Source organism: Chimaeribacter arupi (assembly GCF_002858805.1).
Lineage (GTDB): Bacteria > Pseudomonadota > Gammaproteobacteria > Enterobacterales > Enterobacteriaceae > Chimaeribacter > Chimaeribacter arupi.
The window spans coordinates 1-14,412 of sequence record NZ_PJZI01000056.1 but is presented as its reverse complement, the minus strand read 5'-3'; the positions used below and the strand labels follow the sequence as shown (position 1 = coordinate 14,412).

11 protein-coding genes are annotated in these 14,412 nt (G+C 59.5%); 9 read left to right on the top strand and 2 right to left on the bottom strand.

Going from position 1 to position 14,412, the window contains the following annotated elements:
* The first annotated feature begins 66 nt into the window (after positions 1-66).
* The 4 genes from CYR52_RS21480 (at position 67) to emrB (ending at position 5,422) form a co-directional block, all read left to right on the top strand.
* Positions 67-1,245 (top strand): MFS transporter, encoded by a 1,179-nt coding sequence (locus CYR52_RS21480; RefSeq protein ID WP_101829399.1) that lies wholly within the window; start codon positions 67-69, stop codon positions 1,243-1,245.
* A gap of 691 nt (positions 1,246-1,936) precedes the next feature.
* Positions 1,937-2,461, top strand: coding sequence for a transcriptional repressor MprA (gene mprA, locus CYR52_RS21475; RefSeq protein ID WP_072926814.1), 525 nt, complete (start codon positions 1,937-1,939; stop codon positions 2,459-2,461).
* Between the two features lie 232 nt (positions 2,462-2,693).
* Positions 2,694-3,866, top strand: coding sequence for a multidrug efflux MFS transporter periplasmic adaptor subunit EmrA (emrA, locus tag CYR52_RS21470; protein ID WP_072926816.1), 1,173 nt, complete (start codon positions 2,694-2,696; stop codon positions 3,864-3,866).
* Between the two features lie 17 nt (positions 3,867-3,883).
* Entirely contained in the window at positions 3,884-5,422 is a 1,539-nt protein-coding gene (gene emrB / locus CYR52_RS21465) for a multidrug efflux MFS transporter permease subunit EmrB (RefSeq protein ID WP_072926818.1), read from the top strand.
* 67 nt (positions 5,423-5,489) lie between these two features.
* Here the strand turns inward: emrB and CYR52_RS21460 are convergent, their stop codons facing one another.
* Positions 5,490-6,662, bottom strand: coding sequence for a tRNA/rRNA methyltransferase (locus CYR52_RS21460; protein ID WP_072926820.1), 1,173 nt, complete (start codon positions 6,660-6,662; stop codon positions 5,490-5,492).
* A 235-nt stretch (positions 6,663-6,897) separates the two neighbouring features.
* Between CYR52_RS21460 and trxC the strand changes: the two genes are divergently transcribed.
* The 5 genes from trxC to CYR52_RS21435 all read left to right on the top strand — a co-directional run bounded on the left by trxC (position 6,898) and on the right by CYR52_RS21435 (position 12,738).
* Complete coding sequence (gene trxC, locus CYR52_RS21455) at positions 6,898-7,326, top strand: thioredoxin TrxC (protein ID WP_072926822.1); 429 nt, start codon at positions 6,898-6,900, stop codon at positions 7,324-7,326.
* 144 nt (positions 7,327-7,470) lie between these two features.
* Positions 7,471-8,154, top strand: a complete 684-nt coding sequence (locus CYR52_RS21450; protein ID WP_101829398.1) for a tRNA-uridine aminocarboxypropyltransferase — start codon at positions 7,471-7,473, stop codon at positions 8,152-8,154.
* A gap of 54 nt (positions 8,155-8,208) precedes the next feature.
* Positions 8,209-10,875, top strand: coding sequence for a bifunctional acetate--CoA ligase family protein/GNAT family N-acetyltransferase (locus tag CYR52_RS21445; RefSeq protein WP_101829397.1), 2,667 nt, complete (start codon positions 8,209-8,211; stop codon positions 10,873-10,875).
* Between the two features lie 127 nt (positions 10,876-11,002).
* Entirely contained in the window at positions 11,003-12,358 is a 1,356-nt protein-coding gene (gene pssA, locus CYR52_RS21440; protein ID WP_101829396.1) for a CDP-diacylglycerol--serine O-phosphatidyltransferase, read from the top strand.
* A 44-nt stretch (positions 12,359-12,402) separates the two neighbouring features.
* Positions 12,403-12,738 (top strand): YfiM family lipoprotein, encoded by a 336-nt coding sequence (locus CYR52_RS21435; RefSeq protein WP_101829395.1) that lies wholly within the window; start codon positions 12,403-12,405, stop codon positions 12,736-12,738.
* Here the strand turns inward: CYR52_RS21435 and CYR52_RS21430 are convergent.
* Positions 12,735-14,033: an MFS family transporter gene (locus CYR52_RS21430; protein WP_072926831.1), complete on the bottom strand. Its 1,299-nt coding sequence runs from the start codon at positions 14,031-14,033 to the stop codon at positions 12,735-12,737. The two genes, CYR52_RS21435 and CYR52_RS21430, sit on opposite strands and share 4 nt — an antisense overlap.
* Positions 14,034-14,412: the final 379 nt, after the last annotated feature.

Genomic DNA, 14,412 nt, shown 5'->3' with positions numbered 1-14,412 from the left:
ATGGCAATACAAATCCCCTCTCCTGAGTAATACTATCCCCCACCATTAATTAGCAACCTACCTATAATGACTGAACATAAAAAAGCCACCCTGACACCGGCCTTAACCCTGCTGATGTCGGTTGCCACCGGGCTGGCCGTCGCCAGTAACTATTATGCCCAGCCACTGCTGGAAACCATCGCAAATGCCTTCTCGCTCTCCGTAAATCAGGCCGGGTTTATCGTGACCGTCGCGCAGGTCAGCTACGCCTGCGGCCTGCTGTTTCTGGTGCCGCTGGGGGATAAATTTGAACGGCGCAGCATGATCGTGCTGATGATGCTGCTGGCCGGGGCCGGGATGCTGATCACCGCCTCCACCAGCACGCTGTCGCTGATGCTGGTCGGCACCGCCATGACCGGGCTGTTCTCGGTGGTGGCGCAGATTCTGGTGCCGCTGGCAGCCTCGATGGCTGAACCGCACCGGCGCGGTAAAGTGGTCGGTACCATCATGAGCGGCCTGCTGCTCGGCATCCTGCTGGCGCGTACGGTGGCCGGGGCGCTGGCCTCGTTCGGCGGCTGGCGCACCATTTACTGGGTGGCGAGCGTGCTGATGTTCATCATGGCGGCAGTGATGTGGCGCGTACTTCCCCGCGCCAAACCGCATACCGACCTCAACTATGGCCAGCTGATCGGCTCTATCTTTACCCTATTTTTGCGTAACCCGCTGCTGCGTACCCGCGCGCTGATCGGCATGTTCTCTTTCGCCAACTTCAGCATCCTCTGGACGTCAATGGCCTTCCTGCTTGCCGGGCCGTCTTTCCACTTCTCTGAAGGCACCATCGGGCTGTTCGGGCTGGCAGGTGCCGCCGGGGCCCTGGCCGCCGGGCGGGCCGGGCATCTGGCTGATAAGGGCTTTGCCAAACACTCCACCACCGCCGCCAGCATCCTGTTGCTGCTCTCCTGGGGCGCCATCTATTACGGCCAGCATTCGGTGGCCTGGCTGATTGCCGGGATCCTGGTGCTCGACATGGCCGTTCAGGGCGTGCACATCACCAACCAGAGCGTCATTTACCGCACCATGCCGGAAGCCCGTAACCGCCTGACCGCAGGTTACATGACCAGCTACTTTATCGGCGGTGCGGCAGGCTCTCTGCTGTCAGCAAGTGCTTACCAACATGCAGGCTGGACCGGCGTGGTGGCCGTGGGCGCGGCGATTTCCTTACTGAATCTGATACACTGGGCGCTTAACCATCAGCATCGCGCCTGATAAGTCAGTGGCTTGATGAGCCAGTGCTTTGATGAACAAGTGACCTGATGAACAAGCGACCTGGTTAGCAAGCGAATAGTAAAGATCGCAATTTATTTCGGGCTTAGGGTATTAAGACTATTAACAGTCTGGTAATGTTTGCCTAATAAATTACTTTTAGTGGCTGGTGCTCCTGCCAGCCATTACCCGGATGCAAAGCCAAGGCGTTACCGACACGCCAGCCCGCTTTCCTGGTTTCACCGACAGTTTGCCCGCCCTGATTGGTTCTCTGCCGGTGCCCTTTTCTCAGGTTCGCCGGTCTGCCCGCTGTCTCTGCTTTAACCCTTGCCGTGGATACCAAGGATGTAACCAATGAGCACTGAGGTCGTTATTTTTACGTTGGTGGTTGGCCTCGCCAATGCGCTGTTCCGCTATCTGCCGTTGCGCTTCCAGGCCCGATTCCCCGCCTGGGCAGCCGTACCGGCCTCATTTCTGTTTGTCTCCTGCCGTGCCGGGCCACCCGCGCGAAGGCCTTCTCCTGTGCCTGATACCTGCCGTGGGTTTCCCCCCGGAGGGCCGCATGACGGCGCCCCTGAAGGGCCGGGCAGTGGCCAAATGGGATACAAATAGTTAACAATTTCGCATAGCGTGGCGTTTACTTTGTTAATCACCATCGTTACTATACCGCCTGTAACTAATGAGGTTCCTCATAATGGACAGTTCTTTTACTCCAATTGAACAGATGCTGAATTTTCGCGCCAAACGGCAGAAAGATTTCCCTTACCAGGAGATCCTGCTGACGCGTTTATGCATGCACATGCAAAGCAAGCTGTTGGAAAACCGCAACAAAATGCTGAAAGCGCAAGGGATTAATGAAACCCTGTTTATGGCGCTGATCACCCTGGATGCCCAGGAGAACCACAGCATTCAGCCCTCTGAACTCAGCTCCGCCCTTGGCTCCTCCCGCACCAATGCGACCCGCATCGCCGATGAGCTGGAAAAGCGCGGCTGGATTGAGCGCCGTGAAAGCGATAACGATCGCCGTTGCCTGCACCTGCACATGACCCCGGCCGGGGAAGCCTTCCTGCGCCAGCTGCTGCCGCCGCAGCATAAAAGCCTGCACTTCCTTTGGTCGACCCTGACAGAAAGTGAACAGCAACAGCTGGAAGCCCTGACGCGCAAACTGCTGACGCGCCTTGACCAGATGGAGATGGCGGAACAGGCGACCACCGTGTAACCCGCCTTCCGGCCACCCTGCCGGTGGGGTGATGCAGGCGGTGTGGTGCATGAGGCGCCACCAGGCAGGCCCCACCCGCATGGAAACCGATGATTTTTTACCGCCCCGCTGCTCCGGCACCGGGGCGGTCTGCGTTACCCGTTATGGGTGACCAGGGCAAGGATCGGACCTGTGCCGGCCGTGACAGCCGGCATGTAACATCATAATAAATCAATAAAACGTGGAGAAAACCATGAGTGCAGATGCGGAGATTCAACAACCGCAGCAACCTACCGCCAAGAAACGTTCCCGCAAGCGGGCGCTGATTATTCTTGCGGTGATTTTTTTGGTTGTCGGGGTGGCGTATGCCGTGTATTGGTTCCTGGTGTCGCGCCATTACCAGGAAACCGATGACGCCTACGTGGCGGGTAACCAGGTGCAGATTATGGCCCAGGTGTCCGGCAGCGTGACGCAGGTTAACGTCGATAACACCGATTTTGTGCGCAAGGGCGATGTGCTGCTGACCCTCGACCCGACTGACGCCGAACAGGCGTTTGAACGCGCCAAAACCAGCCTGGCCAGCAGCGTGCGCCAGACCCACCAGCTGATCATCAACAGCAAGCAGTATCAGGCCACGATCGCGCTGCGCAAAACGGAACTGAATCAGGCAGAAAGCGATTACCAGCGCCGTATCGTGCTGGGGGCCGCCAAGGCCATCGGCCGCGAGGAACTGCAACACGCACGTGATGCGGTCGACAGCGCCAAGGCGTCACTGGATGTCGCGCAACAGCAATACAACGCCAACCAGGCGATGATCCTCGATACCCCGCTGGCCCAGCAACCCGCCATCCAACAGGCTGCCGCGCAGTTGCGTGACGCCTGGCTGGCGCTGCAACGTACCCGCGTGGTGGCCCCGATTGACGGTTATGTATCGCGCCGCAGTGTGCAGGTAGGCGCGCAGATCACGTCCGGCAGCCCGCTGATGGCGGTGGTGCCCTCCTCTAACCTCTGGGTGGATGCCAACTTCAAAGAGACTCAGCTGGCGAAAATGCGCATCGGCCAGCCTGCCACGGTGGTCAGTGACATTTACGGCGACGAGGTGGTGTATCAGGGCAAAGTCGTGGGGCTGGACATGGGCACCGGCAGCGCCTTCTCGCTGTTACCGGCGCAAAACGCCACCGGTAACTGGATTAAGGTGGTGCAGCGCCTGCCGGTGCGGATTGAGCTGGACGCCCAACAGGTCGCTGCTCACCCGCTGCGCATCGGCCTCTCCACGCTGGTGAAAGTGGATACCCGCAATACCGACGGGCTGGTGCTGGCGAAAACCGTGCGTCAGGGGCCGCTCTACCAGACCAACGCCCTGACGCTGGATCTGGCCCCGGCCAACCAGATGATTGCTGACATCATTCATGCGAATGGCGGCTGAACCCGGCGGAGGTAAGCGTGGCTAAAAAACCCCTCGAAGGCGCACCGCTCGCCTGGATGACCGTCGCGCTGGCGCTGGCGACCTTTATGCAGGTGCTGGACTCCACCATCGCCAACGTGGCGATCCCGACCATCGCCGGTAACCTGGGGGCATCCAACTCCCAGGGCACCTGGGTGATCACCAGTTTCGGCGTGGCGAATGCCATTTCGATCCCGATCACCGGCTGGCTGGCCAAGCGGTTTGGTGAGGTGAAGCTGTTCCTCTGGTCCACGGTGATGTTTGCTGTGGCCTCGTGGCTGTGCGGCATCTCCAACAGCCTGGAGATGCTGATCTTCTTCCGCGTGATCCAGGGCATTGTGGCCGGGCCGCTGATCCCGCTGTCACAGAGCCTGCTGCTCAGCAACTACCCGCCCGCCAAGCGCGGGCTGGCGCTGTCGCTGTGGTCGATGACGGTGATCGTGGCCCCCATCTGCGGCCCGATTCTGGGCGGTTACATCAGCGATAACTACCATTGGGGCTGGATCTTCTTCATCAACGTGCCGATCGGCGTCGCGGTGGTGCTGCTGACGTTGCAGACCCTGCGCGGCCGCGAGACCCGCACCGAGATTAAGCCGATTGATACCGTGGGGCTGGTGCTGCTGGTGGTAGGGATCGGCTGCCTGCAGGTGATGCTCGACCGCGGCAAAGAGCTGGACTGGTTCAGCTCGCGGGAGATCATCATCCTGACGGTGGTGGCGGTGGTGGCGCTGGCGTTCCTGATTGTCTGGGAGCTGACGGATGACCACCCGATTGTGGATCTGGCGCTGTTTAAGCAGCGGAATTTCACCATCGGCTGCCTCTGCATCAGCCTGGCTTATATGCTCTATTTCGGCGCGATTGTGCTGCTGCCGCAGTTGTTGCAGGAGGTCTACGGCTACACCGCCACCTGGGCGGGGCTGGCGTCTGCGCCGGTGGGGATTCTGCCGGTGATCCTGTCGCCGATTATCGGCCGTTTTGCCCATAAGCTGGATATGCGGCGGCTGGTGACCTTCAGCTTCATTATGTATGCGGTCTGCTTCTATTGGCGCGCCTGGACGTTTGAGCCGGGCATGGATTTCGGTGCCTCGGCCTGGCCGCAGTTTATCCAGGGGTTTGCCGTGGCCTGCTTCTTCATGCCGCTGACCACCATCACCCTCTCCGGCCTGCCGCCGGAGCGGCTGGCGGCGGCCTCCAGCCTGTCGAACTTTATGCGTACGCTGGCCGGGTCTATCGGCACGTCGATCACCACCACGCTGTGGACCGATCGCGAGGCGATGCACCATGCGCAGCTCACTGAGTCAGTGAACCCGTTCAACCCGGTGGCGCAGCAGACGTATCAACAACTGGAGCAGCTCGGCATGAGCCAGCAACAGGCTTCCGCCTATCTGGCGCAGGAGATTACCAATCAGGGGCTGATTATTTCAGCCAACGAAATCTTCTGGCTCTCGGCAGGGATTTTCATCCTGCTGCTGGCGCTGGTGTGGTTTGCCCGTCCGCCATTCGGCTCCGGCCCTGGGGGCGGGGGCGGTGCGCACTGATAGTCAGCCATAAAAAACGGACGCAGAGGCGTCCGTTTTTTTTGGGGGGGAACAGGCCTGGGGCTCATCAGCCCTGGTTCTGACGCCACCACTCACCGAGCAGGATGCCGGTCGCTACCGAGACGTTGAGGCTCTCAACGCGGCCGGTGCCGCCGATGGAGACGCTCAGGTCGCCCTGCTGCCAGGCGCTGTCGGAGAGGCCGTCACGTTCCTGGCCGAGCACCAGCACCATTTTCGCCGGCAGTGTCGCTTTCGACAGCGGCGTGCCTTTGTGGCTGGAGGTGGTAACGATGGTGTAACCCGCCTTGCGGAAGGTGTCCAGCACGCTCAGGAAATCATCGGCGTTGATCGCTTTCACATGCTCCGCACCGCCTTCCGCCGTACGGACTGCCGCGCCGGATTCCAGCTGCGCCGGGTCCTGCACCAGCAGGCCGTTAATGCCGAAGTGGGCACAGGTGCGCATGATGCCGCCGAGGTTGTGCGGGTTACCGACATCTTCCAGCGCCAGCACGCAGTCGGTCGCCGGTGCCTGCTCCAGGTAGGTTTCCGCCGTCAGGCCCTGGCGCTTTTTGATCAGGAAGCAAACGCCGCCGTGATGCTCGGTGCCGGACGCTTTCGCCAGCTCATCCTCTTCCACCACGTGGTAGGCTTTGCGGTTGGCCGCCATCCAGCGCAGCGCTTCGCGGAAGCGCGGGGTCACGGACTGCACGAACCAGGCGCGCACAATGGCGTCCGGGCGGCTGGCAAACAGCGCCTGACAGGCGTTTTCGCCGTAGACGCGCGTCTCTTCGGCGCGCTGGCGGCGCAGCTGTTCCGGGTCAATAAAGCTTTTGCCGGTGATGCCGCCGTGGTCCGGTGCGGCCTCTTCCGACGGGGCGCGTGACACGGTTTTCCACGGGGAGGTGTACGGGCCGTCGTCACGATCGTCACGGGCCGGGCGGCGCGGGCGATTCGGGTCATTACGGCGGGTGTCATTGCGGGTGTCGCTGCCACGGGCATCACTGCCGCGCGGGCCGCGTGAATCCCCACCGCGAGGGCCGCGCGCGTCACCGCCGCGTGGGCCGTTGCCGCCACGGGCATCGCTGCTGCGGCGATCGTCACGGCGTCCGTTCTCCGGGCGGCCGTTATCGCGCCCTTTACCGGCCGGACGACGATCTTTGTTACGGTTATCGCCGTCATCTTCACTGCGGACGTACATCACTTTGACTTTGCCGCCTTTACCACTTAATGAATCGCTCATTCTCTTCTCCACCTACCAAACGCGCTGGGCGCGCAGATTACCTGATATGCGCCGGGTAAACCACACGCAATCGCTAAAAGCTAAAATCTATTGCATTCATTGAACAAATCGTTTTGTCCATGCCCCTGAAACTCTCCATACTGCTAACATTACAGCAACATTTTGCGCGTCACCCGGAGGTTTCCACCGCCTGACGCGACAGGCTGTCACCCCTTTCTCTGACTGAGGCTATGTTATGAATACCGTATGTGCATCCTGCCAGGCCACTAACCGCCTGCCTGAAGACCGCATTGATGACGGCGCAAAATGCGGCCGTTGCGGTCATCCGCTGTTTGACGGCGAAGTCACCCATGCCACCGCCGCCACGCTGGACAAATTGCTGCAAGACGATCTGCCGGTAGTCATCGACTTCTGGGCGCCGTGGTGCGGGCCATGCCTGAACTTTGCCCCGGTGTTTGAAGAGGTGGCGCAAGAGCGCGCCGGTAAAATGCGGTTTGTGAAGATTAACACCGAGCAGGAACAGGCACTCAGCGCCCGCTACCGCATCCGCAGCATCCCGACCATTATGGTGTTCCATAAGGGCGAAATGGTGGACATGCTGAGCGGCGCCATGCCGAAAGCCCCGTTTAACGGCTGGCTCGACGAAACCATTATGGCGAAATAAGCCGCCTTTTATTCTTCAGTGTAATGCATGAATGGCGATAGGGCCTGATGCATCGCCCCGGTGCCGCCGGTTTAACGGTGGCACCGGCGGCACCGGTTGTTTAGAATAGCGCGCCTTATCCCCGCTGAATGCCCCGGAACCCCCATGCCAGACAACGCTGTTTTACGCCTGCGCCGCGAGCGCCTGGCGCGATCGACCCGCCCCTACCGCGCCCGCGGCTGCCGGGTTATCCGCTGCCAGCGCTGCTTATTACCGCAGGTGAACTGCCTGTGCGACACCATTGTGCCGCAACCGGCGCGCAGCCGTTTCTGTCTGGTGATGTTCGATACCGAGGCGCTGAAGCCGAGCAATACCGGGCGGCTTATCGCTGATATCCTGCCGGATACCCAGGCGTTTGTCTGGTCACGCACGGAAACTGACCCGGCGCTGCTGGCGGCGGTGGCTGACCCGGCGCGCCAGCCCTATGTGGTGTTCCCGGATGCCTACGCCGAACCGGGGCGCCAGGTGTTCACCCAGTTGCCGCCGGGCGGCAAACCGCCGCTGTTCATCATGCTCGACGGCACCTGGACCGAAGCCAAAAAGATGTTCCGCAAAAGCCCCTACCTCAACGCGCTGCCGATGTTCTCGCTGAATGTGGCCTCAACCTCGCGCTATCTGCTGCGTGAAGCCCAGCGGCCGGAACAGCACTGTACCGCCGAGGTGGCCGCCGTCCTGTTGGATCAGGCAGGTGACGCAGCGGCCGCCACCGGCCTTGCCACCCATTTCCACACCTTCCGCGAACGTTATCTGGCCGGAAAACCGCATCGCCCGGTTGAGGTCACAGCATAATCCCGCTATTGCGCGTAAAATCATCCACTCAGCCTATGTCAGAAGAGTGTGCAGATGAGCCAACGCGGATTAGAGGCGCTGTTACGGCCTAAATCGATCGCTGTGATCGGGGCGTCCAATAAACCGGGGCGCGCCGGGAACCTGATGATGCGTAACCTGCTGGAGGGCGGCTTCAACGGGCCGGTGCTGCCGGTGACGCCCACCGGTCGGGCGGTGTGCGGGGTGCTGGCCTACGCCGATGTCGCCAGCCTGCCGGTAACGCCCGACCTGGCGGTGATCTGTACCCGCGCTGACCGTAACCCGGCGCTGCTGGAGGCGCTGGGGCAAAAAGGCTGTAAGACGGCCATTGTGCTCTCTTCCCACCCGGCGCAATTTGCCGAGTTGAAAGCCTGCGCCCAGCGTTTTTCGATGCGGCTGCTCGGCCCTAACAGCCTGGGGCTGCTGGCCCCGTGGCAACAATTGAATGCCAGCTTTTCGCCGGTGCCGATCAAAAAAGGCAAGCTGGCGTTTATTTCACAGTCCGCTGCGGTGGCCAATACCATTCTCGACTGGGCGCAACAGCGGGCGATGGGTTTCTCTTACTTTATTTCACTCGGCGACAGCCTCGACATCGATGTGGATGACCTGCTCGATTTCCTGGCGCGTGACGCCAAAACCAGCGCCATTCTGCTCTATCTCGAGCATGTCAGTGATGCGCGTCGTTTTCTTTCCGCCTCACGCAGCGCCTCGCGCAATAAACCGATTCTGGTTATCAAAAGCGGCCGCAGCCCGCAGGCGCAACAGTTATTACAGGGCCACCAGGGGCTGGATGCGGCCTATGATGCCGCCATCCAGCGGGCCGGGTTGCTGCGGGTGCAGGATACCCATGAGCTGTTTTCTGCCGTCGAGACCCTGAGCCATATGCACCCGCTGCGCGGCGAACGGCTGCTGATTGTCAGCAACGGTGCCGCCCCGGCGGCGATGGCGCTGGATGAGCTGCTGCACCGCCACGGCAAGCTGGCCACGTTCGACGCCGATTCGTTGCAGGCGCTGGCGGCCGCACTGCCGGATATTATCTCGCCCGGTAACCCGCTGGATCTGCGCGATGACGCGACACCGGCACGCTATCAGGCCGCGCTGACCGTGCTGCTCGACAGCCAGGATTACGATGCGCTGCTGCTGATCCATGCGCCGAGCGCCGCTGCCCACGCCACCACCACCGCCGCGACCCTGATCGATACCGTAAAGCGCCACCCGCGCGGTAAGCGCATCACGCTGCTGACCAACTGGTGCGGCGAGCACTCCTCGCAGGAGGCGCGGCGGCTGTTTACCGATGCCGGGATCCCGACCTACCGCACGCCGGAGGGCGCAGTGACGGCCTTTATGCATATGGTGGAGTACCGGCGTAACCAGAAACAGTTGCGGGAGACGCCGGCCCTGCCGGTGGCGCTGGCGACCGACAGCGCCCACGCCCACCAGCTTATCGATCAGGCGCTGGCAGAAGGCACCCTCCAGCTCGATACCCATGAGGTGCGTGCCATTCTGCAGGCGTATGGGTTGCATACCCTGCCGACCTGGATCGCCGGTGACAGCGCCGAGGCGGTACACATTGCCGAGCAGATTGGCTACCCGGTGGCGTTAAAACTGCGCTCGCCGGATATTCCGCATAAGTCTGAGGTGCAGGGGGTGATGCTCTACCTGCGGACAGCTGCCGAAGTTCAACAGGCGGCAGATGCGATCCTCGACCGGGTGCGGCGGGCATTTCCCCAGGCACGCATCCAGGGGCTGCTGGTACAGAGCATGGCTAACCGTGCCGGTGCACAGGAGTTGCGGATTGTGGTGGAGCAAGACCCGGTGTTCGGCCCGCTGATTATGCTGGGTGAAGGTGGCGTGGCGTGGCGGCCGGAGGAACAGGCGGCCGTGGCGCTGCCGCCGCTGAACATGACGCTGGCGCGCTATCTGGTGATGCAGGCGGTGAAAGGCGGCAAAATCCGCGGCCGCAGCGCCCTGCGCCCGCTCGACATCCCGGCGCTCAGCCGGTTGCTGGTGCAGGTTTCTAACCTGATCCTCGACTGCCCGCAGATTTCGCGGCTGGACATCCACCCGCTGCTGGCCTCCGGCAGCGACTTCAGTTTGCTTGATGTCTCCATGCAACTGGCCCCGTTCAGCGGCGACCCGCAGGCACGCCTGGCGATCCGCCCTTACCCGCATGTGCTGGAAGAACCGGTGACGCTGAAAGACGGCAGCCAATGCCTGTTCCGCCCCATCCTGCCGGAAGATGAGCCCTTGCTGAAACATTTTATCAGCCAGGTTACTAAGGAAGATCTCTACTATCGCTACTTTAGCGAGATCAATGAGTTTACCCATGAAGATTTGGCGAATATGACCCAAATCGACTACGATCGGGAGATGGCATTTGTGGCGGTGCGGCCTGAGGGCGATGGCCAGGCCATTATTGGCGTGACCCGCGCCGTCTCTGATCCCGACAATATTGATGCGGAGTTTTCGGTGTTGGTGCGCTCTGACCTGAAGGGCCTTGGGCTGGGCGGCCGGTTGCTGGCCAAGATGATTGCGTATACTGCCGGCCACGGTTTAAAACGGCTGACCGGGATTACCATGCCGAATAACCGCGGCATGATCGCACTGGCCAGAAAACGCGGTTTCCAGGTGGAGACAGTGCTGGAGGACGGCATCGTCAACCTGACATTACCGCTGTCACCGTTACCTTCAGAATCATTATGATCCAGACGATTACCGGCAAAACCTGCGCACCTGTGGGTGACTAATGTTATTATCGGCCGGTTCAACAGATTATTATTTTCGCCCGTGGCGCTCCCGCCATGCTTAAAGAGAGAAGAAGCGCACTGTGATGTTGTCTAAATTTAAACGCAATAAACATCAACAACACCTTGCACACTTGCCCAAACTCCCCCAAACGGTAGATGCCCTCCGCACGCTTTATACGCCTGCGGATTTCCGTGTGACGTTGCTGGACGCCATTGCTCAGGCAGAGCGCCGCATTTATCTGGTGGCACTCTATCTGGAGAATGATGACGGTGGGCGCAGCGTGCTTGAGGCGCTGTATCACGCCAAGCAAGCCCGGCCGGAGCTGGAGATCGCCGTGCTGGTTGACTGGCACCGCGCGCAGCGTGGGCGTATCGGGGCCGCCGCCGGCCATACCAATGCCGACTGGTATTGCGATATGGCACAACAACACCCTGATGCTGCCGTTCCGGTGTATGGCGTGCCGGTTAACACCCGGGAAGCGCTGGGCGTGCTGCACCTGAAAGGGTTCATTGTTGACGATCAGGTTATTTACAGCGGTGCCAGCCTGAACGATGTCTATCTGCATCAGCATGATAAATACCGTTACGACCGTTATCAGCTGATCCGCAATGCGCCGATGGCGGATGCGATGATCGCATATATCAATAAACACCTGTTAACGGCGGAGGCAGTGTCACGCCTCGATCGCAGCGATCGCCCAAAAAGCCCGGAAATTAAAAATGAAACGCGGATGTTCCGCCAGACACTGCGCGGCGCCGGGTACAGTTTCCACGGCAGTGCCGGTAACGATCAGCTGGCAGTAACGCCCCTGGTCGGGCTGGGCAAGCAGAGCGTCCTGAATAAAACCATTTTCCACCTGATGGCCTGTGCCGATGATCGCCTGACGCTCTGCACCCCTTACTTCAACCTGCCCGCCCTGCTGGTGCGTAACCTGGTAGCGCTGCTGCGCCAGGGTAAACAGGTGGAGATTATCGTCGGGGACAAAACCGCCAACGATTTTTATATCCCTCAGGATCAGCCGTTTAAAATCATCGGTGCCCTGCCCTATCTGTATGAGATTAACCTGCGCCGTTTCCTCAGCCGCCTGCAACGCTTCATCGACAGTGGCCAGCTGATCGTGCGGTTATGGAAAGATGGCGATAACAGCTATCACCTGAAAGGGATCTGGGTAGATGAAGAGTGGCAGCTGATCACCGGTAATAACCTCAACCCGCGCGCCTGGCGGCTCGATCTGGAGAATGCGATCCTGATCCACGATCCGCATCAGCAGCTCCATGAACAACGCCGCGCCGAGCTGGAAGCCATTCGCCAGCATACCCAGGTGGTTAATCATTACCTGGAGCTTGAGAGCATTCAGCAATATCCGGTGAAGGTACGTAAGCTGATCCGCCGTTTGCGGCGCATCCGGATTGACCGGCTGATTAGCCGTATCCTGTAAATCAAACACCCCGCGCGCAGGCCGGGGTTTTTTATAGGGGATATATGGGGAGTCTGTTAGGCCGTGGCCTTGTGCTTTCCGCCCTGCTGAGTTGTGGCGGGTGCAGCCACTATGCGCAGGACAAATGGACCGGGCAGGATAAGGTTGAACACTTTATCGGTTCGGCCGCGCTTGCCGCCGCCGGCAGTGCCTATGCTGAACACCAACATGCCGGGCAAACCGAACGCCGCAATGTCGGGCTGCTGTTTTCATTAAGCCTCGGTGTGGCGAAAGAGGGATATGACAGCCGCCCGGCAGGCAGCGGCTGGAGCTGGAAAGATCTCGGATGGGATGTTGCCGGCGCGCTGGCCGGCTATACGCTTTATGACGCAGCAAACTAGAGCTGAATCTCTTTCCCTTTACGATGCAGGCTGATGGATACCAGAAACGCCAGCAACGCCATCCCGGAGACATACCAGAAAAAGGCATTCTCGACGCCCCAGGATTTCAGCGACAGTGCCACATACTCCGCCGACCCGCCAAACATGGCATTCGCCACCGCATAAGAGAGCCCCACCCCCATCGCCCGGACTTCCGGCGGGAACATTTCCGCTTTCAGTAACCCACTGATAGAGGTGTAGAAAGAAACAATGGTCAGCGCCCCGACAATCAGCCCAAACGCCAGCCAGGGATTGGTGACATCCTTCAGCGTGTAAAGAATCGGTACGGTCAGCAGCGTTGCCAGCCCGCTGTAAATCAGCATGGAATTGCGCCGGCCAATCTTATCAGACAGCGCACCAATCAGCGGTTGCAACAGCATGTAGACCAGCAGTGCCATCGTCATGATCGTGCTTGCCGTTTTCGCTTCGACACCTGCGGTATTCACCAGATACTTCTGCATATAGGTGGTGAAGGTGTAAAAGCTGAGCGAACCGCCGGCAGTAAAGCCCAATACCATAAAGAACGCTTTCCGGTGCTTCCATAACCCTTTGAGCGTACCGGCATCTTTATGTTGCCGGGTAGTCTGATCGGACGTTTCATTCAGCGAACGCCGCAGGAAAAGGGCTACCACAGCCAATGCGGCCCCCAGGGCAAACGGGATACGCCAGCCCCAGGCTTTTAATTCTGCATTGCTGAAGATCTGTTGTAAAACCAGCAGCACCAGTAATGCGAGCAGTTGCCCACCTATCAACGTGACGTACTGGAAAGAGGCATAAAAGCCACGCCGCCCTTTCACTGCCACCTCACTCATATAGGTCGCACTGGTGCCATACTCGCCGCCGACCGACAACCCCTGAAACAGCCTTGCCAGCAGCAATAATGCAGGTGCCCAGGCACCCAGTGTGGCGTAGGTAGGAAGGCAGGCGATCATCAAGGATCCCCCGCACATCATGCAGACTGAGATCAGCATCGATGTTTTACGGCCATGTTTATCTGCGATCCGGCCGAATAGCCAGCCCCCTATAGGACGCATGAAAAATCCGGCCGCAAAAACACCGGCAGTTTGCAGTAATTGCGTCGTGCTGTTACCGGCAGGAAAGAAAGCCGCAGCAAAGTAAATTGAGCAGAATGAATAGATATAGAAATCAAACCATTCCACCAGATTACCGGATGACGCCCCCACAATCGCGAATACGCGCTTCTTCTTATCCCTTTGAGCCTCCTGCTCAGGAACACTCTGAGTAATCTCCGCCATTCTGTTCTCCATTGTCTTGTGGCGATTGGATTTAACAAAAAAGGCCAATCCAACCCATATCAATCATGGAAATTTAACCAATTCATTAACAAGCAGGCTAATGAAATCAGGGTTTGCGGAGGTTTACTGCCCGTTTTGTGATAACAAACGGCATTTATGCGGCGTTATAGCGTGATGGCAGGCTCGTGTTGAGCAGGAATAGCAGACGATCTGAGGAAAGGGTGATGGCAAGTGTGACAGCTGCTTTTAACGCGGTGTTTTAATGCTCGCTTTTAATAGCATGCTTTAACGCTGTTTTAACGCATAGCAAAAAGGCCATCCTTGCGGATGGCCTCGTGCTTAATTTGATGCCTGGCAGTTCCCTACTCTCGCATGGGGA

Bases quoted from the DNA above. Each gene is read 5' to 3' on its own strand.
- CYR52_RS21480 (WP_101829399.1), top strand. From the start codon at position 67: ATGACTGAACATAAAAAAGCCACCCTGACACCGGCCTTAACCCTGCTG.
- mprA (WP_072926814.1), top strand. From the start codon at position 1,937: ATGGACAGTTCTTTTACTCCAATTGAACAGATGCTGAATTTTCGCGCC.
- emrA (WP_072926816.1), top strand. From the start codon at position 2,694: ATGAGTGCAGATGCGGAGATTCAACAACCGCAGCAACCTACCGCCAAG.
- CYR52_RS21460 (WP_072926820.1), bottom strand. From the start codon at position 6,662: ATGAGCGATTCATTAAGTGGTAAAGGCGGCAAAGTCAAAGTGATGTAC.
- trxC (WP_072926822.1), top strand. From the start codon at position 6,898: ATGAATACCGTATGTGCATCCTGCCAGGCCACTAACCGCCTGCCTGAA.
- CYR52_RS21450 (WP_101829398.1), top strand. From the start codon at position 7,471: ATGCCAGACAACGCTGTTTTACGCCTGCGCCGCGAGCGCCTGGCGCGA.
- CYR52_RS21445 (WP_101829397.1), top strand. From the start codon at position 8,209: ATGAGCCAACGCGGATTAGAGGCGCTGTTACGGCCTAAATCGATCGCT.
- pssA (WP_101829396.1), top strand. From the start codon at position 11,003: ATGTTGTCTAAATTTAAACGCAATAAACATCAACAACACCTTGCACAC.
- CYR52_RS21435 (WP_101829395.1), top strand. From the start codon at position 12,403: ATGGGGAGTCTGTTAGGCCGTGGCCTTGTGCTTTCCGCCCTGCTGAGT.
- CYR52_RS21430 (WP_072926831.1), bottom strand. From the start codon at position 14,033: ATGGCGGAGATTACTCAGAGTGTTCCTGAGCAGGAGGCTCAAAGGGAT.